Annotated in this window: 24 protein-coding genes and 1 pseudogene; 12 read left to right on the plus strand and 13 right to left on the minus strand. The window is 71.7% G+C overall.

Translation table 11 applies throughout. The annotated features are described in order from the left end of the window. The first annotated feature begins 8 nt into the window (after nt 1–8). Together AV521_RS06050 and AV521_RS06055 are read left to right on the plus strand one after the other, a co-directional pair. On the plus strand, nt 9–560 hold the full coding sequence (locus AV521_RS06050; RefSeq protein WP_076084478.1) for a hypothetical protein: 552 nt from the start codon (nt 9–11) through the stop codon (nt 558–560). Next, nucleotides 560–1,567 carry a serine/threonine-protein kinase gene (locus tag AV521_RS06055; protein ID WP_076084480.1) on the plus strand — a complete coding sequence of 336 codons (1,008 nt, stop codon included), beginning with the start codon at nt 560–562 and terminating at the stop codon, nt 1,565–1,567. The genes AV521_RS06050 and AV521_RS06055 overlap by 1 nt, the downstream gene beginning before the upstream one ends. A gap of 43 nt (nt 1,568–1,610) precedes the next feature. Here the strand turns inward: AV521_RS06055 and AV521_RS06060 are convergent, their stop codons facing one another. After that, nucleotides 1,611–2,885 carry a streptophobe family protein gene (locus AV521_RS06060; RefSeq protein ID WP_076084482.1) on the minus strand — a complete coding sequence of 425 codons (1,275 nt, stop codon included), beginning with the start codon at nt 2,883–2,885 and terminating at the stop codon, nt 1,611–1,613. Nucleotides 2,886–3,074: 189 nt separating this feature from the next. On the opposite strand from AV521_RS06060, the pseudogene AV521_RS46410 reads away from it, so the two are divergent. Both AV521_RS46410 and AV521_RS06075 read left to right on the plus strand, forming a co-directional pair. After that, nucleotides 3,075–4,379 (plus strand): annotated as a pseudogene (locus AV521_RS46410) (DUF6777 domain-containing protein); the annotation flags it as partial. 331 nt (nt 4,380–4,710) lie between these two features. Next, complete coding sequence (locus tag AV521_RS06075) at nt 4,711–5,163, plus strand: ATP-binding protein (RefSeq protein WP_076084490.1); 453 nt, start codon at nt 4,711–4,713, stop codon at nt 5,161–5,163. Between the two features lie 24 nt (nt 5,164–5,187). Here AV521_RS06075 and AV521_RS06080 read toward each other — a convergent pair whose 3' ends face one another. Beyond that, a complete protein-coding gene (locus tag AV521_RS06080; protein WP_076084493.1) occupies nt 5,188–6,075 on the minus strand; it encodes an RNA polymerase sigma factor SigF in 888 nt (295 codons plus the stop codon). A 257-nt stretch (nt 6,076–6,332) separates the two neighbouring features. Between AV521_RS06080 and AV521_RS06085 the strand changes: the two genes are divergently transcribed. Beyond that, nucleotides 6,333–6,737 (plus strand): helix-turn-helix domain-containing protein, encoded by a 405-nt coding sequence (locus AV521_RS06085; RefSeq protein ID WP_107480821.1) that lies wholly within the window; start codon nt 6,333–6,335, stop codon nt 6,735–6,737. A gap of 43 nt (nt 6,738–6,780) precedes the next feature. Here the strand turns inward: AV521_RS06085 and AV521_RS06090 are convergent, their stop codons facing one another. After that, on the minus strand, nt 6,781–7,977 hold the full coding sequence (locus AV521_RS06090; RefSeq protein WP_076084499.1) for an epoxide hydrolase family protein: 1,197 nt from the start codon (nt 7,975–7,977) through the stop codon (nt 6,781–6,783). 121 nt (nt 7,978–8,098) lie between these two features. Between AV521_RS06090 and AV521_RS06095 the strand changes: the two genes are divergently transcribed. Then, complete coding sequence (locus AV521_RS06095; protein ID WP_076084748.1) at nt 8,099–8,581, plus strand: VOC family protein; 483 nt, start codon at nt 8,099–8,101, stop codon at nt 8,579–8,581. A gap of 110 nt (nt 8,582–8,691) precedes the next feature. On the opposite strand, the gene AV521_RS06100 is transcribed toward AV521_RS06095, so the two are convergent. From AV521_RS06100 to AV521_RS06115, 4 genes are read right to left on the minus strand one after another with little or no spacing between them, the layout of a single operon-like run. Next, nucleotides 8,692–9,600 (minus strand): aminoglycoside phosphotransferase family protein, encoded by a 909-nt coding sequence (locus AV521_RS06100; protein WP_256725449.1) that lies wholly within the window; start codon nt 9,598–9,600, stop codon nt 8,692–8,694. A 55-nt stretch (nt 9,601–9,655) separates the two neighbouring features. After that, the gene (locus tag AV521_RS06105; protein ID WP_076084505.1) at nt 9,656–10,534 is read right to left on the minus strand and encodes a geranyl diphosphate 2-C-methyltransferase; all 879 of its coding nucleotides are present in this window, start codon (nt 10,532–10,534) and stop codon (nt 9,656–9,658) included. Between the two features lie 50 nt (nt 10,535–10,584). Further along, nucleotides 10,585–11,634 (minus strand): family 2 encapsulin nanocompartment cargo protein terpene cyclase, encoded by a 1,050-nt coding sequence (locus AV521_RS06110; protein WP_076084508.1) that lies wholly within the window; start codon nt 11,632–11,634, stop codon nt 10,585–10,587. Nucleotides 11,635–11,650: 16 nt separating this feature from the next. After that, nucleotides 11,651–13,093, minus strand: coding sequence for a family 2B encapsulin nanocompartment shell protein (locus AV521_RS06115; RefSeq protein ID WP_076084511.1), 1,443 nt, complete (start codon nt 13,091–13,093; stop codon nt 11,651–11,653). 508 nt (nt 13,094–13,601) lie between these two features. Here AV521_RS06115 and AV521_RS06120 point away from each other — a divergent pair. Together AV521_RS06120 and AV521_RS06125 are read left to right on the plus strand one after the other, a co-directional pair. Then, nucleotides 13,602–14,396 carry a VOC family protein gene (locus tag AV521_RS06120; protein WP_076084514.1) on the plus strand — a complete coding sequence of 265 codons (795 nt, stop codon included), beginning with the start codon at nt 13,602–13,604 and terminating at the stop codon, nt 14,394–14,396. Between the two features lie 33 nt (nt 14,397–14,429). After that, complete coding sequence (locus AV521_RS06125; protein WP_076084517.1) at nt 14,430–15,134, plus strand: ribonuclease H; 705 nt, start codon at nt 14,430–14,432, stop codon at nt 15,132–15,134. A gap of 20 nt (nt 15,135–15,154) precedes the next feature. Here AV521_RS06125 and AV521_RS06130 read toward each other — a convergent pair whose 3' ends face one another. Together AV521_RS06130 and AV521_RS06135 are read right to left on the minus strand one after the other, a co-directional pair. Continuing rightward, nucleotides 15,155–15,976, minus strand: coding sequence for a tyrosinase family protein (locus AV521_RS06130; protein WP_076084520.1), 822 nt, complete (start codon nt 15,974–15,976; stop codon nt 15,155–15,157). A 35-nt stretch (nt 15,977–16,011) separates the two neighbouring features. Continuing rightward, on the minus strand, nt 16,012–16,401 hold the full coding sequence (locus tag AV521_RS06135; RefSeq protein ID WP_076084523.1) for a tyrosinase cofactor: 390 nt from the start codon (nt 16,399–16,401) through the stop codon (nt 16,012–16,014). A gap of 360 nt (nt 16,402–16,761) precedes the next feature. On the opposite strand from AV521_RS06135, the gene AV521_RS06140 reads away from it, so the two are divergent. The 4 genes from AV521_RS06140 to AV521_RS06155 all read left to right on the plus strand — a co-directional run bounded on the left by AV521_RS06140 (nt 16,762) and on the right by AV521_RS06155 (nt 20,947). After that, the gene (locus AV521_RS06140; RefSeq protein ID WP_179022866.1) at nt 16,762–17,583 is read left to right on the plus strand and encodes a lipase family protein; all 822 of its coding nucleotides are present in this window, start codon (nt 16,762–16,764) and stop codon (nt 17,581–17,583) included. A gap of 100 nt (nt 17,584–17,683) precedes the next feature. Beyond that, a complete protein-coding gene (locus tag AV521_RS06145; RefSeq protein ID WP_076084526.1) occupies nt 17,684–19,171 on the plus strand; it encodes an MFS transporter in 1,488 nt (495 codons plus the stop codon). Beyond that, nucleotides 19,168–19,749, plus strand: a complete 582-nt coding sequence (locus AV521_RS06150) for a TetR family transcriptional regulator (RefSeq protein ID WP_076084529.1) — start codon at nt 19,168–19,170, stop codon at nt 19,747–19,749. The genes AV521_RS06145 and AV521_RS06150 overlap by 4 nt, the downstream gene beginning before the upstream one ends. 214 nt (nt 19,750–19,963) lie before the next feature. After that, entirely contained in the window at nt 19,964–20,947 is a 984-nt protein-coding gene (locus tag AV521_RS06155; RefSeq protein WP_076084532.1) for an aldo/keto reductase, read from the plus strand. Between the two features lie 10 nt (nt 20,948–20,957). Here the strand turns inward: AV521_RS06155 and AV521_RS06160 are convergent, their stop codons facing one another. The 4 genes from AV521_RS06160 to AV521_RS06175 all read right to left on the minus strand — a co-directional run bounded on the left by AV521_RS06160 (nt 20,958) and on the right by AV521_RS06175 (nt 25,331). Further along, nucleotides 20,958–21,383: an SsgA family sporulation/cell division regulator gene (locus AV521_RS06160; RefSeq protein WP_076084535.1), complete on the minus strand. Its 426-nt coding sequence runs from the start codon at nt 21,381–21,383 to the stop codon at nt 20,958–20,960. A 60-nt stretch (nt 21,384–21,443) separates the two neighbouring features. Further along, nucleotides 21,444–22,484 carry a hypothetical protein gene (locus AV521_RS06165; protein WP_076084538.1) on the minus strand — a complete coding sequence of 347 codons (1,041 nt, stop codon included), beginning with the start codon at nt 22,482–22,484 and terminating at the stop codon, nt 21,444–21,446. A 97-nt stretch (nt 22,485–22,581) separates the two neighbouring features. Then, a complete protein-coding gene (locus AV521_RS06170; protein ID WP_076084541.1) occupies nt 22,582–24,165 on the minus strand; it encodes a serine/threonine-protein kinase in 1,584 nt (527 codons plus the stop codon). A 200-nt stretch (nt 24,166–24,365) separates the two neighbouring features. Then, the gene (locus AV521_RS06175) at nt 24,366–25,331 is read right to left on the minus strand and encodes a threonine/serine dehydratase (protein WP_076084751.1); all 966 of its coding nucleotides are present in this window, start codon (nt 25,329–25,331) and stop codon (nt 24,366–24,368) included.

Here is a 25,331-nt window from a genome sequence, read left to right on the forward strand (position 1 = left end):
GCGGCACGATGAGCAAAGCGCCCAGTCCCGGATTCCAGCCCACGCACGTCGTGCCGCGGCGCGGCCTGCCCGCCTGGGAGGCCCCCGACCCGGCCCGGCCCACCGTGCCCCTCGACCCGCTGCTGCCGGTCGAGCTGGTCGAGCGGCGCGGCGACTGGGCGTACATCCGCTGCTCCAACGGCTGGGGCGCCTGGGTCGACGGCCGCCGGCTGGTCGCCGTACCGGAGGACCCGGCCGCCACCGAGGGCACCGGCGGCACCGCCGATCCGCTGCCCCTGCTGACTCGCGCTGGACAAGCCCTGGCCGACTACCGGTCCGCGGTGGAGGACCTGGCGGCCGGCACCCTGGACGGCGAGGACTTCGAGGACCGCACCCGCGGCCTCAGGCTCGGGATCGTCGTCGACGGGGAGGCCATGTGGCTGTACGACCCCGAGGAGGGCCGCTGGGTCTACGGCGACGGACGGCGGCTGACCACCTACGCCACCGACCGGGAGGTCACCGGCGAGGAGGACACCGGCCACGCCCCGACCCGGATGGTCGCGCCCGAAGGTGAGCGCTGATGGCACGCCAGACCAGCCTGTTCTCCGGCCGGCCCTCGGAACTCATCGGCCGGAAGGTCGCGAACTACCTGGTCGAGAGCGAGATCGGGCGCGGCGGCATGGCCGTAGTCTTCCGCGCCCGCGACCTGCGCCTGGACCGCACGGTCGCCCTCAAGCTGCTCGCCCCCGAACTCGCCCGCAACGACACCTTCCGCAAACGCTTCACCCATGAGTCCCAGGTGGCCGCCGCGATCGACCACCCGCACATCGTGCCGGTCTTCGAGGCCGGTGAGACCGACGGCGTGCTCTACATCGCCATGCGGTACGTCCCCGGCAGCGACCTGCGCCGCCTCCTCGATCTGCGCGGACCGCTGCCGCTGCCGCACGTCGTGCGGATCGCCGCACAGGTGGCCTCCGCCCTCGACGCAGCCCACGAGCACGGACTGGTCCACCGGGACGTCAAGCCGGGCAACATCCTGATCGCCGAGGGCATCGACAGCGACCACCCCGAGCACGTGTACCTCACCGACTTCGGGCTCACCAAGAAGTCGCTGTCCCTGACCGGCTTCACCAGCGTCGGCCAGTTCGTCGGCACCCTCGACTACGTGGCCCCCGAGCAGATCTCCGGCCGCCCGGTCGACGGCCGCTGTGACGTCTACGGCCTGGCCTGCGTCGTCTACGAGAGCCTCGTCGGCCGGCCCCCGTTCCAGCGCGAGGACGACATGGCCCTGCTCTGGGCCCACCAGTACGACGACCCGCCCCTGCCGAGCGAGGTCCGCCCCGACCTTCCCCCGGCCGTGGACCCGGTCTTCGCCCAGGCCCTCGCCAAGTCCCCGGACGCCCGCCACACCACCTGCCTCGCCTTCGTCGCCGCCCTGCGCGCCGCCATGGCGCCCGCCCCCGGCCCAGCCCCGGTCCGCCCGGTGACGGAGGCCGACACGGAGACGGAGGCCGACACGGAGACGGATCACGCGGTGACCGAGGCCCCGAGTCCTCCGCACTGGGCCGGCCCGGTGTTCCCGTCGTAAGGACTGCTGACTGTCCACGGCCCGCTCACGTCCCCGGGTCCGCTCAGTCCGCGGGCCCGCTCACCGCACCGCGCCGCTGCACCGGCCGGGCCAGCAGACCGCCCAGGAATCCGGCGACCAGTCCCCACAGCACGCCCAGGCCCACCGCCTGCCACAGCCGGGGCTTGAGGAACAGCTCCCCGGACAGCCCGCCGCCCAGGTCGCCGATGCCGAGCAGGGAGAGCCCGTAGTGTGCCGAGATCCGGCCCGTCAGGCAGATCATCAGCATCGTCAACGCCAACGCCACGGCCAGACGCGCGGCGTGCTGCCACAGGCGGATCCGGGCCGGGGAGCGGACCGCCATCCGGAAGGCGACGGCGAGCAGCAGCAGCGCGGCCATGAGCGCCAGCCACCACATCCGGCCGTCGTAGTCGGTCAGAGAGCGCAGATTCAGCGCGGAGGCGTCGGAGGTGCGCAGGATCTTGTCCAGGATGTGCGGCATCGGCAGCCCGAACGGGCCGGACACGCGGCCGTTCCAGGTCGCCCCGAGACCGAGCGTGAGGGCCAGCCACATGAGGTTGGGCAGGCCGAGCAGGATCAGCGAGAACGTGGTGGCGACGTGCCCTCGGGCGGCCGCCGTGAGCAGCGCAGTCACCAGGCCGATGACGACATAGGCGAGCAGCAGCTCCACCATCGCGTGCGCAGCGGGGCGCACCGACTCCTGGAGTCGCAGCAACCGCCCCGGCAGGGGCGCCCCGCGCGCGACCAGCAGCGCCAGCACCAGCACTCCGGCCAGCCACAGCAGGCCGAACAGCACCGTCAGCGGCAGGTCCGTGGTGAACCCGACCCTCGGCGCCGCGTCGAACAGTCCGGTCAGATCGCTGAGGGTGCCGCTGCCCACGTCCACGGCGAAGGTCTGCCGGGCGGCGAGGGCCAGCCCGATCAGCGCGAGCAGCCACAGCACCGCTATCTGGGCGGCCCAGCCGGCCAGCTCTCCGGCCGAGGCGACCGCCCGGTGTCGTAGCGGGCGCAGGAAACCCGCGCCGATCACCAGGGCACCGGCGAGGGTGACCGACAGCGGGATCACCGTGAGCCCGGCATGCGTCTGCGCCAGCGCACCCGCGTTGCCGGAGAGCTCCACGCTGCCGCCGACCGCCGTGACCAGGGCCGCCGCCACCACCCTCGGGAACGCGCCGTCCGGCAGGTCCGCCGCGCCGGCCGCCCACAGTCCGAGCGCCGCCACCAGCACCATGACGGCCAGCCCGGTCAGTACGGCGGCCACGGCCTGAGCCCAGCCGTGGCGGGCGGAGGGCCGCGCGGGGGCGGTGGGAGCGCTCACGGTTGACACGCTAAGCAGCCGCCCGGCACCGCGCCCGCCGAGTGGGCCGTCCGCGTCGGCTTGCGAGCCCCACCGCAGTAGGACACACAATGGGATCAATGTGCAGCCAAATGCACCAAACGGGAATTGACCGAGAAAAGCCGCGCATTCCGCCGCGTGATGCGGCGATCGCGACGGGAAGAAGTGCTCGTGAGCGCCGAACCTCCGTCTTCCGGCCGCCCGACCGGGCCGCCCTCCGGCCCGCTGTCGGGCTCCTCCCGTCCTCCTTCCGGACCACCACCCGGCCAACCACCGGGCGGCGGCCCCAAGGGACCGCACGGGCCGTGGTGGAGGTCCGTTCCTCGCGTGGCAGCCCTCTCCGCGGCTGTGGTCGCGGCCGTGGTTCTCGCGGTGGTCTTCACCCGTCCGAGTGGCGGCGGATCCGGCGAGGTCTTCCTGCAGTCCGCGAGCAGCAGCGGCCAGGACCCGTTCACGGAGTCGACCGCCCAGCAGAGCTCGGTCCCACCCCCGCCCTCCGCCTCCGCTCCGGCCACCGGCACGGCCAACGCGGTACAGGGCGTGGAAGGCGGGGCGCCCGGCCTGTACGGCGGTACCCAGAGCACTGCCGCCTGTGACGTCGACAAGCAGATCAGGTTCTTCCAGGGCGACCCGGGCAAGGAGAAGGCCTTCGCCTCCGTGGTCGGCGTCCAGCCGTCCGGCGTGCCCGCCTACCTGCGCTCGCTGACCCCGGTCCAGCTGCGCGTCGACACCCGCGTCACCAACCACGGCTATCGCAACGGCGCCGCCACCAGCTACCAGTCGGTCCTCCAGGCGGGCACCGCCGTGCTGGTCGACAGCCACGGCGTACCCCGCGTGCGCTGCGCCTGCGGCAACCCGCTGAACCCGGCGGTCGCCCAGAAGGCCACGCCGAAACTCGTGGGCGCCCCCTGGTCGGCGTACCGGCCCTCGAACGTCGTCGTGGTGACTCCCGCACCGACGATCATCAACGTCTTCGTGCTCTACGACTCCCACCACGACGACTGGATCCACCGCCACCGCGGTGACTACTACGGCCGGCGCGACCAGCACGCCAGGCCGCCCGAGTTCCCCCACCCGTGGAACCCGCCGCCGTGCCCGCCGCCGGGTGCGACCGGGACGCCTGGCGCCACGCCGTTGCCCTGCCGCTCCACGTCGGGCAAGCCGAGCCCGTCGACGTCCACGTCGACCTCGTCCTCGCCGAGTTCGTCCTCGTCGTCCGCCTCGCCTTCCTCGTCCTCGTCCTCGCCCTCGTCTCCGTCGTCGTCGAGTTCGTCCTCGTCGTCCTCGCCTTCGTCGTCCTCGCCTTCGTCGCCCTCGACTTCGGAGTCGAAGCCCTCGTCCTCGCCGCCGGAGTCGCCGGAATCGAAGTCGCCGGAGTCCACGTCGCCGGAGTCCACGTCGCCGGAGTCGCAGTCGGCGTCGACCGAGACCTCTTCCGCCGGACCGACGTCACCGTCCGCAGGCTCACCGTCGAGCGAGAAGTCGACTGAGAGCTCCCCCGAGCAGCCGTCGGCGACCTCGCCCCAGCAGTCGTCGCAGCAGCAGCCGGCCACCTCCGCGCCGCCGTCCTCGGAGCAGTCCGCGCCCGGCCCGGCGACCCCCACCACGCCCGGCGAGTCGTCGGTCGCGCCCACCCAGCAGGAGTCGCAGGGGCCGCCCCCGGCGTGAGGGGCCGTGGCCTCGGGGCAGCGTGACCATCGCCACTGTGCGCGGTCGGCGAACGCCTCGGGGGACTGCCGGGCCCGGCTCGGGGTACGTGGACTGGTGCAACAGACGACCGGCCGGACGGGCTTTCGAGAGAGACAGCATGACCAAGCACCTGGGCGGAGCAGTGATACCGACTGGTTTCGACGTACCCGTGGAACCCCTGCGACGCGCGGCTCACTTCACCGGCGAACCCGGCTGCATCGCCGAGGCGCGCGCGTTCGCCTCCCAGTTCCTGGAGCAGCTGCGCACCGAGTGGTGCGCCACCGCGGACCGCCGTGCCGACGGCGACCTGCTCCTGGTCGTGAGTGAACTGGTCACCAATGCCGAGCGGCACAGCAACGGCCCGTACATCCTGGAACTCGAAGGCACCGCCAGCTCGGTCACGGTGTGCGTCTACGACAGCAGCTCCGCCCTTCCCCGCCCCTATCCCAAGGACCCCGAACGCGTCGGACGGCACGGTCTGGAGATCGTGTACGCCCTGGCCTCGGAGGTCACCGCGGAACGCGTGCCCGTGGGCAAGCGGGTGCGCGCCCGCTACGCACTGAGCCCTTGAGGGCCGGCCGCGGCATCCGTGGCGTCAGCCGCAGCCGAGGTCGCCGAGCATCCCCTGGCGCAGCCGGGTGATGATCCGCTTGATCAGCCGGGACACATGCATCTGGGAGCAGCCGAGCCGTTCCCCGATCTCCGCCTGGGTGGCCTCCTCGACGAACCGCAGATGAATGATCCGACGGTCCCGCTCGCTCAGTTCCGCCATCAGCGGGGCGAGCGCGTGGACGTCCTCGACGAGCCGCAGCCCGTCCTCCTCCACTCCGATGAAGTCCGCGAGCACCGCCTCGCCGTCCTCCGGCCCGTCGCCGGAGAGCGCGGCGTCCAGGGAGGCCGAGTGGTACCCGTTGGCGGCGAGCTGGGCCTCGACCACCTCGTCGGTGGAGATGTTCATCAGGGTCGCCAGCTCGGCCACCGTGGGGTCCCGGTCCAGCCGGCCGGCGAGTTCCTCGCGCGCCCTGGCCAGCTCCACCCGCAGCTCCTGGAGCCGGCGTGGCACGTGCACCGCCCAGGTGGTGTCCCGGAAGAATCGTTTGATCTCGCCGACGATGTAGGGCACCGCGAAGGTGGTGAACTCCACCTCGCGGGCCAGCTCGAACCGGTCGATGGCCTTGATCAGGCCGATCATGCCGGTCTGGACGATGTCCTCCATGTCGTCGCCGCGGCCCCGGAACCGTCCGGCCGCGAACCGCACCAGCGACATGTTCATCTCGATGAGGGTGTTGCGCGCGTACTGGTGAGCGTGCGTGCCCTCCTCCAGCTCCGTCAGCCGGCGGAAGAACTGGCGGGACAGCGCGCGTGCGTCGAGCGGTGCGACGGACGCGGGATCAGCGATGCCTGGCAGTGACCCCTCGTCCGTCCCGTTCCGCTCGGTCCTCCTTGCGACCTCTGCTTGCGACCGGATCCCGGCGGTGCCCATTGCCTCTCCCACGAAAGTCACGGTTGTCACGTCTGCCCCGGCAGCCGCTGTGCCGTGGGCCCCGACTACCCGGAACCCGGCATTCCATGCGTGCGTGCCGCGGCGCTCACCGGGCGGATACCCCCGGCTACGCCCCGCATGCGCATGCCGTCCCGCAGTGGCGCGAAAGAGGCGCCGCCCGTCCGGGCGGCCCGGTTTCCCTCAGGGCGCAACGCCGGGCCCTTGCTCCCAGCCCCGTGGCTTCTAGGCTGACGTGGGTGAGCGAGCGAGTGAGCGACGAAGCCCGAGTGATCCCCCTGCGACCGGCGCCCGCCCGTCCGGCGCCGCCCGAGTCCGGGCCTGGGGAGAGCAAGGAGATCAAGGAGCCGCTGTGGCGCGATCTGATCGGTGAGGTGCTGCGCCACGAGCGGCGGGCGCAGGACCGCACCCTCAAGGACGTCGCCGACGCGGCCAGGATCTCGCTGCCCTACCTGTCCGAGATCGAGCGCGGCCGCAAGGAGGCATCCTCGGAGGTCCTCGCCGCCGCGGCGCAGGCGCTCGGCCTGGGCCTCGGCGACCTGCTGTCGCTGGCGCACGGCGAGCTGACCCGGCGCACCGCCGCGTACCGTCGGCCGGCCACCGCGCCGTACCGTTCCTACGACGGGCTCTGCCTGGCCGCCTGAGGCGTACCGCACCGGCGCCCGCGCCGGCACCCCTGCGGCCGGATCACTTCTCCCGGAGCTGCCGGAAGAACGCCCGGACATCACCGATCAGCAGGTCCGGCTCCTCCAGGGCCGCGAAGTGCCCGCCCCGGTCGAACTCCGTCCAGCGCACGAGGTTCTCGGTGCGCTCCGCCTTGTGCCGCAGCGGGATCTGGGGGTCGGCCGGGAACACGGCCAGCGCGGTCGGCGCGGCCGAGGGGGTGGCCAGCCGTGCGTTCCAGTCGCCGGCCGCCGCCCGTTCGTAGTAGATGCGCCCCGACGAACCGGCCGTACCGGTCAGCCAGTACAGCATCACGTCGGTCAGGAGCCGGTCCCGGTCCACCGCCTCCTCCGGCAGCTCCGCGCAGTCCGTCCACTCCCGGAACTTCTCGACGATCCACGCGAGTTGACCGACGGGCGAGTCCGTCAGGGCGTAGCCGAGGGTGTGCGGACGGGTGGACTGCAGGGCGGCGTACCCGGCGCCGTCGCGGAACCACTCGTCCCACCGGCGCCAGGATCGCAGCGTCCGCTCCCGCTCCTCGGGGCCGAGCGCGGCCAGCTCCTCCTCGGTCGGCTCGGTCAGCGCCTGCGCGCCCGGCAGCAGATTGAGATGGACGCCGATCACCCGGTCCGGATGCATACGGCCCAGTTCGCGGGAGATCCCCGCACCCCAGTCGCCGCCCTGCAGCCCGAACCGCTCGTATCCGAGCCGCCGCATCAGCTCCGCCCAGGCACCGGCCACCCGGCCCGCCTCCCAGCCCCGCTCGGTGGTGGGCCCGGACAGCCCGAAGCCGGGGATGCTCGGCAGGACGACGTGGAAGGCGTCCGCCGCGTCACCGCCGTGCGCCACCGGGTCGGTGAGCGGGCCGACCACGTCCAGGAACTCCACGATCGAACCCGGCCAGCCATGGGTGATCACCAGCGGCGTGGCGTCCGGCTCGGGCGAGCGGATGTGGGCGAAGTGGATGTGGGCTCCGTCGATCGTGGTGGTGAACTGCGGCCACCGGTTCAGCTCGGCCTCGGCGGCGCGCCAGTCGTACGTGTGCCGCCAGTAGTGGACCAGCTCCCGCAGATAGCCGGCCGGCACGCCGTACTCCCAGCCGGCTCCGGGCAGTTCGGCGGGCCAGCGGGTGCGGTCGAGACGGTCGTGCAGGTCGTCGAGGTCGCTCTGCGGAACGGACAGCCGGAAGGGCTCGATACGTTCGTCGGGTGTGGAGGTCATGATCGGGATGCTAGGCGGACCCGGCGTTCACCCGTTGGGATTAATCGGTGGCCCGGCCGATGAGTTTCACCGCGAGGATCGGTCGATACAGGTGACCGCGTTCCCCGCCCAGGAGGTACTCATGACCACCGACGGATTCACCACCTGTCTCTGGTTCGACGGCCAGGCCGAGGAGGCCGCCGAGTTCTACGTCTCGGTCTTCAAGAACTCCAGCATCGGCAGGATCAGCCGCTACACCGACGCCGGGCCCGGCGAGACCGGCTCCGTGCTGACCGTCGAGTTCACGGCCAACGGCCAGAAGTTCATCGCGCTCAACGGCGGCCCCCAGTTCAAGTTCAACGAGGCCGTCTCCTTCCAGATCCTCTGCGCCGACCAGGCGGAGATCGACCACTACTGGACCAAGCTCACCGAGAACGGCGGCGAGGGCGGCCCCTGCGGCTGGCTCAAGGACAGGTACGGCCTCTCCTGGCAGGTCGTCTACGACCGGCTGGCGGACATGGTCCACGACCCCGACGGCGCGAAGGTCGACCGTGCCATGAAGGCCATGATGGCCATGGGCAAGCTGGACGTCGCCGCGCTGGACGAGGCGTACGCGGGGGAGTAGCGGACCCTGGGGCCTGTCCGGCGGATCCTGCCGCAGACGCGGGAGTCGATTCTCTGCGACCTGATCCGTCGGACAGGCCCTCGACCCTCACCAGGCGCCCGCGAGGACCCTCACCCGGCCTCGCCGAGAATCTCGGTGATCACATGCCGGGAGTTCTCCGCCAGGGCCGGGTTGGTGTCCCAGTAGTACGGCAGTTGGATCAGCGAGATCGACAGCGCCCAGCCCCGACCCCGCGCCCACTCCGCGTCGTCCGCTCCTACGGCCTTGCGGAAGGTGTCCCGCACGGACGCGGGCAGCAGGTTCCAGGCCACGATCAGATCCACGGCCGGATCGCCCACACCCGCGCAGCCGAAGTCGATGACCGCGCTCAGCCGGCCCTTGTCGACCAGCACGTTGCCGGGGGAGAGGTCCCCGTGGGCCCACACCGGCGGCCCGGTGTGCTCCGGCGCGCGCAGGGACTGCTCCCACAGCGCCGTGACGGCCCCGCCGTCGACCCGTCCGCCCAGCTCCGCGACGGCCGCGCGGGTGGGCTCGTCCCGGTCCCGCAGGGGACCGCCCCGGTAGCCGGGCGGCACGTCCCGCGGGTCGATCCGGCGCAGCGCGCGCACGAACGCCGCCAGATCCCCGGCGAGCCGCTCCGGCTCCCGCACGGCACCCGCCACCGGATTGCGCCCCGCCAGCCAGCGGTAGACGGACCAGGGCCACGGAAAGCCCTCGTCCGGCTCGCCGAGGCCCAACGGTTCGGGCACGGCCACCGGCAGCAGCGGCCCGAGCCGGGGCAGCCAGCGCTGCTCGTGCCGCAGGTCCGGTACGGCGCCGGGCCGGCGGGGCAGCCGTACCAGCAGGTCGGTGCCCAGCCGGAACATGGCGTTCTCGGTCCCGGAGGACGCGAGGCGCCGTACCGGCAGGGCGGCCCAGCGCGGGAACCGGCGGGCGATCAGGCGCTGGACCAGCGGGGCGTCGAGGTCGACCTCGTCCGCGTGCATCTTCTGCGGCCTCGGGCCGTCATGGGCACTCATCGCGGCCCATCCCAGCGCCTCGGCGCCCTCGCTGTCGACGGAATTTCCCGCGGGCTCAGACCCGGTCGGCCGCGATCAGCAGATACTGGAAACTGCCGTTGCGGTAGGCGTCGAGGAACGTGTCCTCGATGCCCGTGACCAGATGTCCGGCCTCCTTGCGCAGTTCCCAGTAGGGGATCGTGGCCTCGGTCAGATCCTCGACATGGACCGGCACCAGGCGGTTGCGGGCCATCGCCTTGAAATACTCCGAGCGCGGGTGGATGTCGCAGATGTAGTGGGCGTTGATCAGCGACACCTCGCGCGAGGCCTGGCCGTAGGTGTCGTTGTAGCAGCCGGTGATCACCACGTAGCGTCCGCCGCGGCGCAGCAGCCGGGCGTGCTCCGCGAACAGCAGGTCCAGCTCGACGTACATGGTGGACTCGTTGTTCCAGGACGCCGCGTACGCGCCGGTCTCGAAACCTGTGTCGAGCATGTTGCGGTGGTGGTAGCGCACCTTGTCGTCGATGCCGCGGGCGCGGGCCTGCTCATTGGCGAAGTCGGCCTGCTTCGCCGAGATGGTGACGCCGTCGGCGTGGCAGCCGTAACGCAGATGCGCCACGACACTGCCGCCGCCGCGGCCGCAGCCGGCGTCGAAGACGCGGTCGGCCGGGGAGAGCGGGCCGATGCGCGAGGCGAGCAGTTCGGCCTGGGCGTGCTCCAGACGGTGCAGCTCGGCGGTGATGCGGTCCCGGCGCAGGGCCGGATCGGGCTCGTCGAGCATCGACCGGTCGGCCGCGCCGATGCCGTAGTGGTGGTGGTACAGGTCGTCGATCCTGCCGAGTTCGAGGTTGACCGGGTTCTCCTCGGCGTTCCAGTAGTCCGCGACCCTGGTCTGGTAGGTGGACTGGGCCGGGACGGGAAGGGGAGTGGTCCGGGCGACAGGGGCAGTGGTCAACGGTGGCTCCTCGTGGCGCATGTGACGTTGTTTCGAAAAGACGGCGGTTTCTACCAGTAGTCGGGCAGGTGGTAGCGGTGGGTGTTGGTGGAGTGCCACTCGTGGTTGCCCGACACCCAGGCGGCGAGCCCCTGGGCGTAGCGCTCCACCAGGGGCGAGGTGGCCGACAGCAGGGCCGCCTCCTCCTCGAATGCCTCCATGATCCGGTTGTGGATCTCGACGGACTTGAGGTACGCGGCCTTCAGACCGATCCGCTCGTTGGCGGCGATGACCTGGGGCAGATTGAGGTGGGTGGGGTCGCTGGCCAGTTCCTTGGTGAAGGAGTACAGGTCGTTGACGAGCGTGGTGGCGTTGCTGGCGAGGGCGGTGATCCGCTGGATCTCGGGGCGGGCGTAGACCTGCTCGGGCAGTTCGTAGCCGTCCACGGCGTCGACGAGTGTCAGACAGGGACGGAAGTTGTTGAACTGCCGCATCACCAGGTACTCCCAGACCCGCGGCACGTACTTGGTCTCCATCCAGGCGGCCTCGCCCAGATAGCCCAGGTGCAGCCGGGCGATGTCGTACACGAACCGGCTGGTCTGGCTGGGCGTGGCGAAGGTCGCGTAATCCTCTAGGGCGAAGTAGTACGAGCGCAGCGGACCGTCGGCCTGGATGCCCTCGCGCCACTCGGCCTCCACCTCCGGGACGCCGTGGAAGGGGTCGAGCGCCGACTGGGCGATGATCAGCGGGCCGCCCAGCCCGCGCCGCGAGCCGCCCCGGCCCTCGTCCTCCTCGCAGTAGCAGGAGTCGACGATGTTCTCGGCGAGCAGGAACTTGCCGGCGGCCGTCAGACGGTCCAGGTCGAGCGCGCCCGGATGCTGCAGTACGACGGCCCGGCCGAACTGGAAGCCGGAGAAGTCCCCGCTCCACGACGCGGGGAACAGGTCCAGGTCCCGGGCCCAGCTCTCCAGGCGGTGGTCGATCTCGGCCGCCTTCTCCGGGTCGGCGGGTACCGCGGGCCGGTACAGCAGCCCGGGGATCGCTCCGGTGCGCCGGGTCCGCAGGCTCTGGGCGAGGTTCGGAGGGCCGGGCAGCTGGTAGGCGGTCGTCGTAGTGCTCATGGGGTGCTCCAGGCGGTCATTCGGGGAGCCGGCCGATCTGGACGTTTTCCAGGATCCCGGCCGCGTCGGGCACGAGAATGGCCAGCGAGTAGTACGCGGTCACTAGGTAGTTGACGATCGCGGCAGAGTCGATGCCCATGAACCGGACGTTCAGGCCCGGCTGATGCTCTTCCGGGATGCCGGTCTGATAGAGGCCGATGACCCCCTGGTCGGCCTCGCCCGTGCGCAGGGCGATGATGCTGCTGGTGTGGTCGTCGCTGATCGGGATCTTGCCACAGGGAAAGATCGGCACGCCGCGCCACGCCGGTACCTCGTGGCCGTCCACGCTCACGGTGCCGGGAACCAGGCCGCGCCGGTTGCATTGTCGGAAGAACGCCGCGATCGCCTTGGGATGGGCGAGGAAGACCCTCGTCTTGCGCCGCATGGAGAGCAGTTCGTCCATGTCGTCCGGGGTCGGCGGGCCGTTGAGAGTGCTGACCCGCTGGCCGTAGTCGACGTTGTGCAGCAGCCCGAACTCCCGGTTGTTGACCAGCTCCCACTCCTGGCGCTCGCGGATCTCCTCGACCGTGAGCCGGAGCTGCTGCTGGGTCTGGTCCATCGGGTGGTTGTAGAGGTCGGCGACCCGGGTGTGCACCCGCAGTACGGCCTGGGTGAGGGACAACTCGTATTCGCGCGGGGCGAGTTCGTAGTCCACGAAGCCGCCGGGCAGCGTGGGCTCGCCGACATGGCCGGCCTGCACCGGTACCTCGGCCTCGCCCTTGCGGTTCATGGGCTTGTTCTGCCGCTCGACATACGCCTGGAGATGCGCGGCGAGGGACGGCACCCGCTCGGTGTACTCCTGCACGACGGTCCAGGGCAGCGCGAGCACCACACCCGCGGTCTCGGCCCGCACCGAGGCCAGCCACAGCGGGTCGGACTGTCCGACCGCCTCGTCGCCCATCTGGTCGCCGTCGGTGACGACCCCGGTGATCTCCTCCTCGCCGTACTTGCCGGAGGTGTACCGGGTGAACCGGCCGTGCACGACCAGATACGCCTCCGCCACGGGCTGGCCGGCCTCGAACAGCACCTGCCCGGCGCGCACCTCGCGGGACTGGAAACGGCCGGCGATCTCCCGCAGCACCTCGATGTCCGGGTAGCCGCGCAGGATCGGCAGTTCGGTCAGTGTCTCGGGGATGACCCGGATGTCGTCGGCGCCGTTCTGCTCGAAGTGCACCCGGCCGCGCCCCGTACGCAGCTGGAGGCGGCGGTTGACCCGGTAGGCGCCGCCCTTGACGTCCACCCACGGCAGGGTCTTCAGCAGCCATCGCGAGGTGATGGCCTGCATCTGCGGTTCGGACTTGGTGGTCGTGGCGAGCTGGCGTGCCGCCCGGGTGCTGAGGCTGGTGAGCTGCCCGTCGGCCGTGGGTTCGGGTGCGGGTTCGTCGACGGCGGAACCGGTGGCGCTGTCCGGTGTGGTCACATTCCCTCCAGCGGAGCTGCTTGCGAACGGGGGTGGCCGGGATCGATGGGTGGTGACCGTGGTGGTCCTGTACCCGGGCCAAGCCAAACAGTCCTCGTGAGGTGCCCGATACAGCGTGAAGGGGGCGGAACCGGCCACTCAGGCGTGTAAACCTGCTGATCGGGGCACGTCCGGCAAACGGCGTGGCCACGCGCCGGCGCACCGCACCCCCGCGCACGCCGCTGTGGTGCGCCCCGGCCCCCAGGGCCTGTCCGGCGGATCCTGTCGCGGACGCGGAGGCGCCCAGACGTGGAGACACCCCCATCGCCCCCGCTCGCCTGCGCCTACAAGGTGCCGCCGAGGCCCACGACCTGATCCGCCGGACAGGCCCCAGACTCCCCGGCGGGGCAAGGGGCGGGCCGTGCGTTCGGCGCGCGGGCCGACGGCGGGGTGGCTAGCGTGAGCTTGGGGACACAGCACCCGAGGCGGGGACCATCCGGACGGGACACACAGCAGGAGGGCCGCGAGCATGGCCGTACAACCCGAGGGAACGCCCTGTTGGGCCGATGCGATGTTCAGCGACGTCGAGGGAGCCAAGCGCTTCTACAGCGATGTCCTCGGCTGGACCTTCGGCGAGTCGTCGTCGGAGTACGGCAACTACACGCAGGCCTACGTCGACGGCAAGGCGGTGGCCGCCGTCGTCCCGCCCATGCCCGGCCAGGAGGGCCAGTCGCAGTGGTGCCTGTACTTCGCCGTGCCGGACGCCGCCGCCACCGCGGGCAAGATCCGCGAGAACGGCGGCGAGGTGCTGATGGAGCCGATGCAGGTCGGCGACTTCGGCACGATGTGTCTGGCCCGGGAGCCCAGCGGAGCCGTCTTCGGTGTCTGGCAGGCCGGCACCCATGAGGGCTTCGAGGCGACGGCGACCCCCGGCGCCTACTGCTGGGCCGAGGTCTTCACCCGGGAGCCCGAGAAGGCCGACACCTTCCTCTCCGCCGTCTTTCCGTACCGGATGAAGCAGATGCAGGACCACGCCGTCGACTACCGGATGTTCGACGTGGGCGAGAACGCCGTCCTCGGCCGGATGAAGATGACCGACGACTTCCCGCCCGAGGTGCCGTCGTACATCAACGTCTACTTCACCGTCGACGACTGCGACGAGGCCGTGGCACGCGCCACGAAGCTCGGTGGAGTCCTCCGCTTCGGGCCGATGAGCAGCCCCTTCGGCCGGTTCGCGGCCCTGAGCGACCCGCAGGGCGCGAATTTCTCGGTGATCGACATCACGACCACGGAAGGCGAGATGCCGAAGGTCGAGGACGTCTGACACGTCCGTGACGGTGCCCGGCCCGGCCGTGGCATGATCGTGCACATGCGTGAACGTGTGGTGGCCGCGTGCGACGGGGCTTCGAAGGGAAACCCGGGACCGGCGGGATGGGCGTGGGTGGTCTCCGACGACGAGCGGACCGCCGCCCGCTGGGAGGCGGGCCCGCTCGGCCGGGCCACCAACAACGTCGCCGAACTGACGGCCCTGGAGCGGCTGCTCACGGCCGTCGAGCCGGACGTGCCGCTGGAGATCCGCATGGACTCCCAGTATGCGATGAAGGCCGTGACCACCTGGCTGCCGGGCTGGAAGCGCAACGGCTGGAAGACCGCCGCGGGCAAGCCGGTCGCCAACCAGGACCTGGTCGTGCGCATCGACGAGCTGCTCGACGGCCGGTCGGTCGAGTTCCGCTACGTCCCGGCGCACCAGGTCGACGGCGACCCGCTGAACGACTTCGCCGACCGCGCAGCCAGCCAGGCCGCCTCCGTCCAGAAGCCGGCCGGCAGCGCGCTGGGCTCCGCCGAGCCGCCGCCGTCGCCCGACACCCCGAAGGCGGCCGCCCCGCGCAAGAAGGCGCCCCGCCGCACCGGCGACGGAGCGACCTCCCGTACGTCCTCGCGCACCATCAAGGCGAAGTTCCCCGGCCGCTGCCTGTGCGGCCGCTCCTACGCGGCCGGCGAGTCCATCGCCAAGAACGCGCAGGGCTGGGGCCACCCGGAGTGCCGCACCGCCGAGGCCTGATCAGCCGGGCCCAGCCGGCTTCAGCTGTCGAAGGTGTAGAACTTCGTGTGGTCCAGCAGATCCGCCGGACGCACGTCGTTCCACGGCTTCATCGTCTCGTCCAGGTCGACGACGTCCGGCGTGCCGCCGGTCGGCACGTACCCCGCGTCCGGATGCCGCCGCTGCCACTCCGCCCACAGCTTGTCGACGTAGGCGTGGTGCAGCCAGAACACCGGATCGTTGGGGGAGGCCCCGGTGGCCATGTGGCCGCCGACCCAGACATGGACCCGGTTGTGCAGATTGACCCCGCGCCATCCCTCCAGGTTGTTGCGGAAGCCGTCCGAGGCGCTGTTGTACGGCGCCATGTCGTACGTTGCCATGGACAGCACCGACTCCACCTCCGCGGGGGTCGGCAGCGCGCGCACGGCCGTGCCGAGCGAGCGGCGCAGGAACGTACGGCCGTCCACCCGTATGCTGATCGGCCAGTTGCCGGCCGAGGCGGCGAACGGGCCGTCCATCACCCGGCCGTCCGTGCTGCGCCCGGTGCCGCCGAGGAAGTCCGGCGCCCACAGCCCGGCCCGCAGCGTACGGTCGGCGCTCCAGTCCCAGTACGGCAGCGCCACCGACGAGTCCACCGATTGCAGCGCCTGCTCGAAGTCGAGCAGGAATCTGCGGTGCCAGGGCAGGAAGGACGGGGAGCGGTGGCCGGTCCGCTCACCGGTGTCGGTGTCCGACATGATGAACTCGTTGTGCGTGCTGACGAACTCGTCGTAGCGTCCGCTGCGCTTGAGTTCGAGGACGGCGTCGACGAATCGCTTCTTCTCGTCGGCGGTCAGTGCGGCCTGGTTCTTGCGTACGGTCATGGTGCGCGATGCTCCGAAAGTCCTTGCGGGGGCGGTCAGTTGGCGGGGAAGGGCAGCAGAGCGGCGCCCTGCAGCTCGTCCACGGCGGCACGGGCGGCGGCGCGCGGGGTGGTCACCGGGTCGTAGTGGCTGACGATGCTGATCCAGCTGCCGTCGGCGTTGCGCATCAGGTGCAGCTGCACGCCGTCGATCAACACCTCGAATCCGCCGCCGTGTTCGTGGTGGTGCCCGCCGCCGCTCATCGGGCGGCCCTGTATCCGGCGGTCCTTGTAGACCTCGTCGAAGTTCTCGGGGTGCTCCGGCATGGGCATGGGGCGGTCGTGGCCGGCGGCCGAGGCCGCGGGTGCCGCAAGGGTGGTGAAGGCGGCCGTCGCGGCGAGGGCGGCTGTCGCGGTGAGTGCGCGGCGCCGGGTGATGTCGGGCATACGGGTCCTCCTGGAGGGTGTTCCGGTGGTGACGACGCATGCCTATCGGGGGCTTCGGGATCCGAAGAAATCGCCCGGAACCGGTTGGCTCTGATCCGGACAATTGGCCACATGTCGTACAGAGTTGAACCAAGATGATCTTGCTGTGACTGAAGGGGGATCTGCTCCGGAACGAGGAATTCCTTGCCGCGCCGACCCCGATTCCCGCGATCCTTCTCGGCTGCCGTCCGTCCGAGTGGCCCGGCTCACCACGCCAAACTGACGCGATCGGGAGGTCCGGACGCGCTGCTACCCTGCGGATCTGTTCGACCACTCTGGGTGACAGTCACCTCCCCCACGCACACCCGAGGAGTCCCGTCCATGACCGTGCCCGACTCGTTCGACCAGACCTCGTCCGGCTACAGCCCGCAACGCGCCTACTGGCTGGCCCGCGCGGCCGATCTCGCCTACAAGGACCGCGCCGTCATCGAGGACCAAGCCGCGAAGTGGGGCTTCGGCCAGGTGCGGCACCACGAGACCCGGTTCACCCCGCCGTTCCCGCTGCAGGACACCCAGGCGTACACGATGGCCAGTGGCCGGATGATCGTCACCGCGTTCCGCGGTACCGAACCCGCTCAGATCAGGGACTGGCTCTCCGACGCCACGACCCCGCCCAGCCCCGGTCCCGGCGGCAACGGATACGTCCACTACGGCTTCGCCGAGGCCCTGCGCTCGGTGTACCCGGAGGTCGCCGGCGCCATCAGGGAACTGCGCACCGACGGCCAGACCGTGTACTTCACCGGGCACAGTCTGGGCGGTGCCCTCGCGATGCTGGCCGGCGCCCGGATGTATCTGGAGGACCCGCACCTGGCCGCGGACGGCGTGTACACCTACGGCCAGCCGCGCACCTGCGACAGGCTGCTCGCCGACGCGTTCCACAAGGGATTCGGCGGCCGTATGTACCGCTTCGTCAACAACAACGACATCGTTCCGCAGCTGCCGCCCGAGCCCGTCTTCACTCATGTCCGGGCGCTGCGCTACATCGACTCCGGCGGCAGGCTGCACGAGAGTATGCCGATGTTCTCGGCCCTCGCGGACCGGGCCAAGGGGCTGACCGCCGACGCCTTCGCACCCGCCTCGGACGGCATCCGTGACCACTTCATGCGCAACTACCTGGCCGCCCTGGAGAAGAACCTCGCCTGACGGCCTCCCGCGCCGGCGCGGAAAACATTGGTGAATGGCGATTCACTCGATAGGGTGAATTGTCATTCACCATACGATCGTACTGCCCGCAGGAGTGCCGATGGATCAGCCCGCCCCGATATCCCCGCCACCGGCCGGAGCGTCGTCCCGGCTGCGGGACCGGCTCACCATCCCGGTGCTGGCGTCGGGCGGCATCCTCATGGCGGTCATGCAGACCGTCGTCGTCCCCCTGCTGCCGGACCTGCCCCGGCTCACCGGAGCGTCCGCCGCGACCGTCTCCTGGACGGTCACCGCCACCCTGCTCTCCGGTGCCGTCCTCACCCCGGTGCTCGGCCGGGCCGGCGACATGTACGGCAAGCGCCGGGTGCTCACCTGTGCGCTCGCGCTGATGACCATCGGTTCGGTGATGTGTGCGCTGACCTCGGACATCGGCGTGCTCATCGCCGCCCGCGCGCTGCAGGGAGCCGCCGCCTCCGTCGTACCGCTGTCGATCAGCATCCTGCGTGACGAACTCCCGCCCGACCGACGCGGCTCGGCGGTGGCGCTGATGAGCTCCACCGTCGGCATCGGCGCCGCCCTCGGCCTGCCGCTCGCCGCCCTCGTCGTCCAGTACGCCGACTGGCACACCATGTTCTGGCTGACCGGCGCCCTGGGCGCGGCGGGCGTCGCTGCGACCTGGTGGGCGGTCAAGGAGTCACCCGTACGCGAGCCCGGCCGCTTCGACACGCTGGGCGCACTGGGGCTCGCCGCCGGACTGGTCTGCCTGCTGCTGGGCGTGTCACAGGGCGGCGCCTGGGGCTGGGGGAGCGCACGGGTCCTCGGGCTGTTCCTGGGGGCCGTCGTCGTCCTCGCCCTGTGGTGGTGGCAGCAACTGCGCGCCGCACGGCCGCTGGTCGACCTGCGACTGGTCTCCCGGCCGCGGGTCGGCCTGTCACATGTGGCCGCCCTGCTGACCGGGTTCGCCTTCTACGCCAACTCGCTGGTCACCGCCCAACTGGTGCAGGCACCGAAGGCCACCGGCTACGGGCTCGGCCTGTCGATCGTCGCCACCGGTCTGTGTCTGCTGCCCGGTGGCGTGACCATGCTGCTGCTCTCACCGGTGTCGGCCCGTATCTCGGCCGCGCGCGGCCCGCGGACCACCCTCGCGCTGGGCGCCGCCGTCATCGCCTGCGGCTACGCCGTCCGGATCGCCGACAGCCGCGACCTGTGGATGATCATCCTGGGGGCCACCGTCGTGGCGACCGGGACCACGCTCGCCTACTCGGCGCTGCCGACCCTCATCCTGCGGGCCGTCCCGGCCGCGCAGACCGCCTCCGCCAACGGTGTCAACGTCCTCATGCGCACCATCGGCCAGGCCACCTCCAGCGCCGCTGTCGCCGCCGTCCTCGTCCACCACAGCAGCCCGGTCGGCGGCGTCCCGATTCCCACCCTGCACGGCTATCAGCTCGCCTTCGCGATGGCGGGCGCCGTCGCCCTGGCAGCCTGCGCGGCCGCCCTTACCATCCCGGGCGACGGCCCCTCGGACGGCACCCGCCGCGCCGAGGGCGCCAGCGAAGGCGCCCGCGACGAGGCGATGGAGGAAGCATGACGCCCATGTCCGCCACGACCGCCCCCGTACGCCGTGACGCCGGGGCCACCAAGGCCGCCATCCTCAAGGCCGCCCGGCACCTCCTGACCCGCCACCCGCATGCCGACATCACGCTCAAGGCGGTTGCCGAACGGGCCGGTGTCAGCCCGCCGTTGATCGTGAAGTACTTCGGCAACAAGGACGCCCTGTTCGCCCGTGTGATGTCCTTCGACACGGACGCGGACGCCCTGCTGGACGCGCCGGTCGCCGACCTCGGCCGGCACATGGCCCGGCACGTCGTGGCCAGCCAGCGCGAGCGCGGCACCGACCCGCTGCTGCGCATCGCCTTCGCCCCGCTGCACGGCGACCAGGGCGACATCCTGCGCGCCAACTTCCGCACCCAGGTGACCGATCGCCTCGCCGCCCGGCTCGCCGGACCCGACGCGGGCCTGCGCGCCGAACTCGCCGTCGCCGCGCTGATCGGCCTCGGCGTGATGTACGGCATCGCCCGCGGCCCGCGCCTGTGCGAGAGCGACGTCGATACCATCGCGGACCGCTACGGACCGCTCGTCCAGGCCCAGTTGACCCCCGGAGACTGAGTCCCGCACCGGCCCGGCTCACGCCCCTGGTCAGCGCAGGAGCCGGTCCAGGAAGGCGTTGTCGAACACCCGGTGCGGGTGCAGGTGGTCCAGGGTGGCAACCGCCTGCCCCCACACCTGCGACCCGAACGTGCCCGGCACGACCGTAACGTACGGACAGCCGACCGGAGCGGTCCGTTCCGTGTGAACCGGTGCCGGGTGACAGACTGGCGCCATGGACGAACGCGTATTGCGCAGGTCGGGTCAGTGGGCATCGGTGGTCGGTCTCGGCACGTGGCAGCTGGGCGCCGACTGGGGCGACGTGGACGACAAGGAGGCCCTGGCCGTCCTGGAGGCGGCGGCCGAGGCGGGGGTCACCTTCTTCGACACCGCCGACGTGTACGGCGACGGACGCAGCGAGGAGACCATCGCCTCGTTCCTGCGCGGCCGCCCTGATCTGCATGTGCTGGTGGCGACCAAGATGGGCCGCCGGGCCGACCAGATCCCCGGGAACTACGTCCTCGACAACTTCCGTGCCTGGACCGACCGTTCGCGCCGCAACCTCGGCGTCGACCGCGTCGACCTGGTCCAGCTGCACTGCCCGCCCACGCCCGTCTACTCCTCCGACGCGGTGTTCGACGCCCTGGACACCCTGGTCGAGGAGGAGCGCGTCGCGGCCTACGGCGTCAGCGTGGAGACCTGCGCCCAGGCGCTGACCGCGATCGCCCGGCCGAACGTGGCGAGCGTACAGATCATCCTCAACCCGTTCCGGATGAAGCCCCTGTACGAGGTGCTGCCCGCCGCCCGCGAGGCCGGCGTCGGCATCATCGCGCGCGTGCCGCTCGCCTCCGGCCTGCTGTCCGGCAAGTACACCAAGGACACGGTGTTCGCCGCGAACGACCACCGCACCTTCAACCGGCACGGCGAGGCCTTCGACCAGGGCGAGACCTTCTCCGGCGTCGACTACGCGACCGGCGTCGAGGCCGCCCGGGAGTTCGCCGCGCTCGCCCCCGAGGTGTACACCCCGGCCCAGCTGGCGCTGCGCTGGATCGTCGAACAGGACGGCGTGACCACGGTGATCCCCGGCGCCCGCAACCCGGAGCAGGCCCGCGCGAACGCGGCCGCCGCCAAGCTGCCGCCGCTGCCGGAGGAGACGTTCACCGCGATCCGCGAGCTGTACGAGCGGCGGATCAAGGACCAGGTCGAGCAGCGCTGGTAGGCACGGCTGGTCAGCCCGCGGCGAGGATCTCGGCCACCAGCTCGTCGACCGGGACGAGTTCCCGCCCCGGCGGGACGACCCGATGGGTCTCCCGCAGGAACGCGGCGACCGTGGGCGCCCAGGCGAACACCACCGCGTGGTGCCGGCTGCCGTCCGGCCGGATGTCTCCGAGGAACTCCATGCGCAGTTCGTGCCACCCACCGGTCGCGGCCGGCCGCAGCCGCACGTCCCCGGCGCCGACCGGCCGGAGCAGACCGTCGGAGAGCATCTCCCGGTCCAGCCGCCAGCAGGCCAGCACCCGGCCGTCGTGGCCGAAGACCGCCGTGACGGCGAACGGGTCCGCGGCGTCGTACCGGAGATGGGCGAACACGGAACACCGGCCGGTGCCTTCCGCGTGCAACTGCACCACCAGGGTCGTGTGCACGAACGAGTTCACGCGAGGGCCTCCGGCGACGATCGGCTCACGTTCCTTACGTACCCGTGCCGCCCGGACAGCTCACTCCTGCGACGGATTCCGGCCGGCTCCGCGCAGCGCGGCCAGGCAGCTGCCGATGGCCTGCTGGAGTTCCTCCAGCCGCTGGACCATGTCGTCCTCGTAGAAGTCCTGGGCGTCGTCGAAGGTCAGCTCCTCGAACGCCCTGGTCGCCTTGTGCAGGCTGCTGTAGAACTTCGTCCGCCGCTCCTGGACGCGCAGTTCGGGGTCGGCCTCGACCGTCTCGGCGACGAGCGACTTCATGGTGTCGTAGGCCTCGGTGGCCCACTCGCCGGTGTCCTCGCCGTCCTCCAGTTCGTCGATCAGCGACAGATGGCGCTCGGCCTCCTCGCGCAGCTCGGTCGGTGCCTCGACGGTCTGTCCGGCCGGCGTCTTGATCTGGCCGGACTCGGCGATCTGGCGGACGTAGCCGATCCGGTCCGCGGCCCGGCTCTCGGTCGCGACGGCCTTCTTCAGGTCGTCGGTCCGTACGACGTCACGCGCCAGCTCCGCCTGCAGCTCGGGGTCCTCCCGCACCCGGTCGAGCAGGGCGGAGCGGGCCGCGCGGGCGGTGGAGGGGTCGGCGAGGATCGCGGCGCGCAGCGCGGTCGGGTTCTCGGCGACCTCCAGGGCCTTGGTGGGGCGGATGCCCTCGGCCTCGGCGGCCTCGGCGATCGCGGTGCCGCGCTCGGAGGTCGCGCTGGTGCGGGAGACGTAGTAGCTCAACCACACGTCCGCGTCCGGCAGGTCGACCTCCTGACCGGGCTGCAGGGCCTCGAAGTGCGGCACGAGTCCGTCGTCGGCGGCCCGGTCCCAGGCCTTGTAGTAGCGCATGACCCGCTCCGGGGAGCAGTCGGCCAGCTGGGCGAACTCCTTCGCCGACACCTTCGGCGTCTCACCGGCGGCCTGCCCGCCGGGCCGCACACTGCGGGCCACCATCAGCGCGAAGGACCAGCCTCCGGTGCGCGCGTAGACGCCGAACTCGCGGGCGTCGCGCGCCACGAGGTCGGACAGCGGCTGGGCGGCCGGGGCGGACGTCTCGGACGGGTCGATGACCAGGGTCACGGATGACTCTCCTGCAAAGGTGTTCAAAGGATGCTCGAAGGCTTGAGGAACCACACCCGGAAGCGGGCGCGGACAGGAAAGCCTATCCGGGCCTCGGTCAGTCCCCTGAAGCCCGGAAGGTCTGCAGGAACGTCTTGAGCGCCAACTGGTCGGCCGCGTCGTCCCAGACCGCGGCCGGGGTGGTGAAGCGCAGGGAGAAGGCGTCGCCGCCGCCCAGCAGGAAGCCGCGCCCGAAGGTGTGCACGCGCGCGTACCCCGTCCCCGCCAGCCACTCCAGGTCGGCGGCCTTGTGCCCCTGGTAGGTGGTGGCGCGGACATTTCCGACGCGCTGGTAGCCGGGGAGCCGCTCCAGCTCCGGTTCGACGTCGCCCTGCCAGACGGCGACCGGGTCGGGGCCCACGTGCTCGCTGTGCGTGACGGCGAGCGTGGGGGAGGCGCCACCGTGGCCGAAGGTGATGCGGTAGGCGTCCGTGGCGCGCTGGGTCGTCAGCCGCTTCCAGCCGGCGGGCAGGGCGACGGAGAAGCCCTCCGGGGCGGTGTAGCGGCGGTAGCCGGCCGGCAGGGCGGGCCGGGTTGAGGCGCTCGGCGTGGGGCTCGCGGAGGGTGTCGCGGTGCCGCCGCCGCTCCGGCCGGTGGACGTGGCCGAGGCAGTGGCGTGGTCCGGTGCCTGTGCGGTGCCGGTGCCCGGCAACTCGTGGGTCGCGGCCAGGACGGCGGCGGCGACCGTGACGAAGGCCAGCGCGGTACCGGCCGCCAGAACACGTCTGCTCGGCTCCCGGCCCGACTCCGCTCCAGTGAGACGCACTCCCCGGTACGCGCCGCGCAGCCGGGGCCGGGGGGCCGGCTGCCGGTCGGCGTCGGTCTCCTCGTCCAGGGTCCGGATCAGCGCCTCGCGGACCACCGGCCGGGTCAGCCGTTCCCGCGAGTTCTTCCGCAGAAGCCCCTGCACGGCCTGGGCGAGCGGGCCCGCGCGCAGCGGAGTGCGCAGCGGCAGCCGGTCCACGGCCTTCAGGGTGGCGTCGGGCCTGCCCCGGTCCCGGAACGGCGGCCGGCCCTCCACCATCGTGTAGAGCAGCGCACCCAGCGCCCACAGATCGGCGGCGGGCCCGACGCGCTCGTCGCGGGCCTGCTCCGGCGAGGCGTACGACGGAGCCGTGAGCCGGGGCACCAGGGTCGTGCCGGCCAGCCCGAACCCGGCGACGACGACCGGGCCGCTGTTGCGCACGAAGACCTGGCCGGGGCTCAACTCGCCGTGGGTGATGCCCTCGTCGTGTGCGGCCTGGAGCACATCGAGCAGCTCCAGACCGATCCGGGCCGCCCGCACCGGGTTGAACGCGCCCTCGCGGTCGAGGAGTTCGGAGAGCGGTGTGCCGTCGATCCACTCGGTGACCGTCCACAGGGTGCCGGCCTCCACCACCGCGTCGACGACCGTGGCGACCTGGCCCGGACACAGCAGCCGCATGGTCTCCGAGGTTCGCACGACGCGGGCCGTGATCCGGCGCGCGGTGTCGTCCGCGGCAGGCTCCGGCAGGGCGGTCTGGGCCACCAGCCGGGGCTGCCCCGCCGCCACGTCCTCGGCGTACCACCACAGGCGGTTCGTCTCGCGGGCGAAGACCTCCAGGAGCCGGTACCGTCCGGCGACCAACTCATGTGCGGAGACGTGCGCCTTGACCATGGTCATCCCTCGCTGGAAACCCCTGTTGTGTGTCTCACAGTGGGTACGGGGCGCATGCGGGGGTGCGTTCAAAGAATCCGCGACTCGGGTGTCGATCCTGCCTTTCATTCAATTCTTCGAAAGGGCTTGCGAGTTTGCGATGGCCGCACCCGGCGGTTGTTCGACCTGCGGGTAACCGAGGGTAAATGGCCGGGCGCGGCCGCGTCTCACAGCAGTCCGAACCGGTCGGCCCAGCCGGTGAGTTCGCGCGGGGTCGTATTGCCGCCGCAGACCACGAGTCCGATCCGGGCACCGTCGCCGATCCGGGCCACCACCTGCCGGGCCGCCGGCAGCAGACAGCCCGCGGCCGGTTCGGCCCAGACCTTGGCGTGCTCGGCGAGGTCCAGACAGCCCTGCACCGCTTCCCGGTCCGGGACCACCAGCACCTCCTCGACCAGCGCGGACACATGGTCGTACGTCAGCTGGGACACGGAGGGCGCGCTGAGCGTGGTGACCAGGGACGACAGGGGCACCGGCACCGGTCCGCCCGCCTTCAGCGCGCCGGACATGGCCTCGGCGCCCTCGGTCTCCACGCCCCACACGCGCACCCCGGGACGCCTGGCGGCGAGGGCCGCCGCGATCCCTGCGATCAGCCCGCCGCCCCCGATGCTGACGACGACGTCCGTCAGCGCCCCGTCCTCGGCGTCTTCGGCCAGCTCCAGCCCGACCGTGCCCTGCCCGGCGATCACCAGCGGGTCGTCGAACGGGTGGACCAGGGTCAGCCCCTCGTCCCGCAACCGCGTCACCAGCTGGAACGCGCTGTCCATGCCGTCGGTCAGCCGCACCGACGCCCCCGCCTCCTCGGCGAGCGCGAGGGAACGCGCGGGCGCGGTTCGGGGCATGACCACGGTCGCCTTCACCTCAAGGGCGGCGGCCATCACCGCGAGGGCGATGCCGTGGTTGCCGCCGCTGACCGCGACCACGCCCGCCGCACGCTCGGCCTCGCTCAGCGACAGCAGCTTCGCCGTCGCCCCGCGGGCCTTGAAGGAGCCGGTGCGCTGGAGCAGTTCGAGCTTGGCGGTGACCGGGACGCCGAGCAGTGCGGTCAGGCCCGGGGCGGCCACGGTCGGCGTCCGTACGACATGTCCGGCGATCCGTTCCGCCGCGGCTTCGATCTCCTTGATGCCGATCAA

Source organism: Streptomyces sp. IMTB 2501, from assembly GCF_001953885.1.
GTDB lineage: Bacteria > Actinomycetota > Actinomycetes > Streptomycetales > Streptomycetaceae > Streptomyces.

What these genes read in the sequence shown, in the direction of transcription:
- AV521_RS06050 (WP_076084478.1), top strand. Translation starts at nt 9, where the DNA reads ATGAGCAAAGCGCCCAGTCCCGGATTCCAGCCCACGCACGTCGTGCCG.
- AV521_RS06055 (WP_076084480.1), top strand. Translation starts at nt 560, where the DNA reads ATGGCACGCCAGACCAGCCTGTTCTCCGGCCGGCCCTCGGAACTCATC.
- AV521_RS06075 (WP_076084490.1), top strand. Translation starts at nt 4,711, where the DNA reads ATGACCAAGCACCTGGGCGGAGCAGTGATACCGACTGGTTTCGACGTA.
- AV521_RS06080 (WP_076084493.1), bottom strand. Translation starts at nt 6,075, where the DNA reads ATGGGCACCGCCGGGATCCGGTCGCAAGCAGAGGTCGCAAGGAGGACC.
- AV521_RS06090 (WP_076084499.1), bottom strand. Translation starts at nt 7,977, where the DNA reads ATGACCTCCACACCCGACGAACGTATCGAGCCCTTCCGGCTGTCCGTT.
- AV521_RS06095 (WP_076084748.1), top strand. Translation starts at nt 8,099, where the DNA reads ATGACCACCGACGGATTCACCACCTGTCTCTGGTTCGACGGCCAGGCC.
- AV521_RS06100 (WP_256725449.1), bottom strand. Translation starts at nt 9,600, where the DNA reads ATGAGTGCCCATGACGGCCCGAGGCCGCAGAAGATGCACGCGGACGAG.
- AV521_RS06110 (WP_076084508.1), bottom strand. Translation starts at nt 11,634, where the DNA reads ATGAGCACTACGACGACCGCCTACCAGCTGCCCGGCCCTCCGAACCTC.
- AV521_RS06120 (WP_076084514.1), top strand. Translation starts at nt 13,602, where the DNA reads ATGGCCGTACAACCCGAGGGAACGCCCTGTTGGGCCGATGCGATGTTC.
- AV521_RS06125 (WP_076084517.1), top strand. Translation starts at nt 14,430, where the DNA reads ATGATCGTGCACATGCGTGAACGTGTGGTGGCCGCGTGCGACGGGGCT.
- AV521_RS06130 (WP_076084520.1), bottom strand. Translation starts at nt 15,976, where the DNA reads ATGACCGTACGCAAGAACCAGGCCGCACTGACCGCCGACGAGAAGAAG.
- AV521_RS06135 (WP_076084523.1), bottom strand. Translation starts at nt 16,401, where the DNA reads ATGCCCGACATCACCCGGCGCCGCGCACTCACCGCGACAGCCGCCCTC.
- AV521_RS06140 (WP_179022866.1), top strand. Translation starts at nt 16,762, where the DNA reads ATGACCGTGCCCGACTCGTTCGACCAGACCTCGTCCGGCTACAGCCCG.
- AV521_RS06145 (WP_076084526.1), top strand. Translation starts at nt 17,684, where the DNA reads ATGGATCAGCCCGCCCCGATATCCCCGCCACCGGCCGGAGCGTCGTCC.
- AV521_RS06150 (WP_076084529.1), top strand. Translation starts at nt 19,168, where the DNA reads ATGACGCCCATGTCCGCCACGACCGCCCCCGTACGCCGTGACGCCGGG.
- AV521_RS06155 (WP_076084532.1), top strand. Translation starts at nt 19,964, where the DNA reads ATGGACGAACGCGTATTGCGCAGGTCGGGTCAGTGGGCATCGGTGGTC.
- AV521_RS06170 (WP_076084541.1), bottom strand. Translation starts at nt 24,165, where the DNA reads ATGACCATGGTCAAGGCGCACGTCTCCGCACATGAGTTGGTCGCCGGA.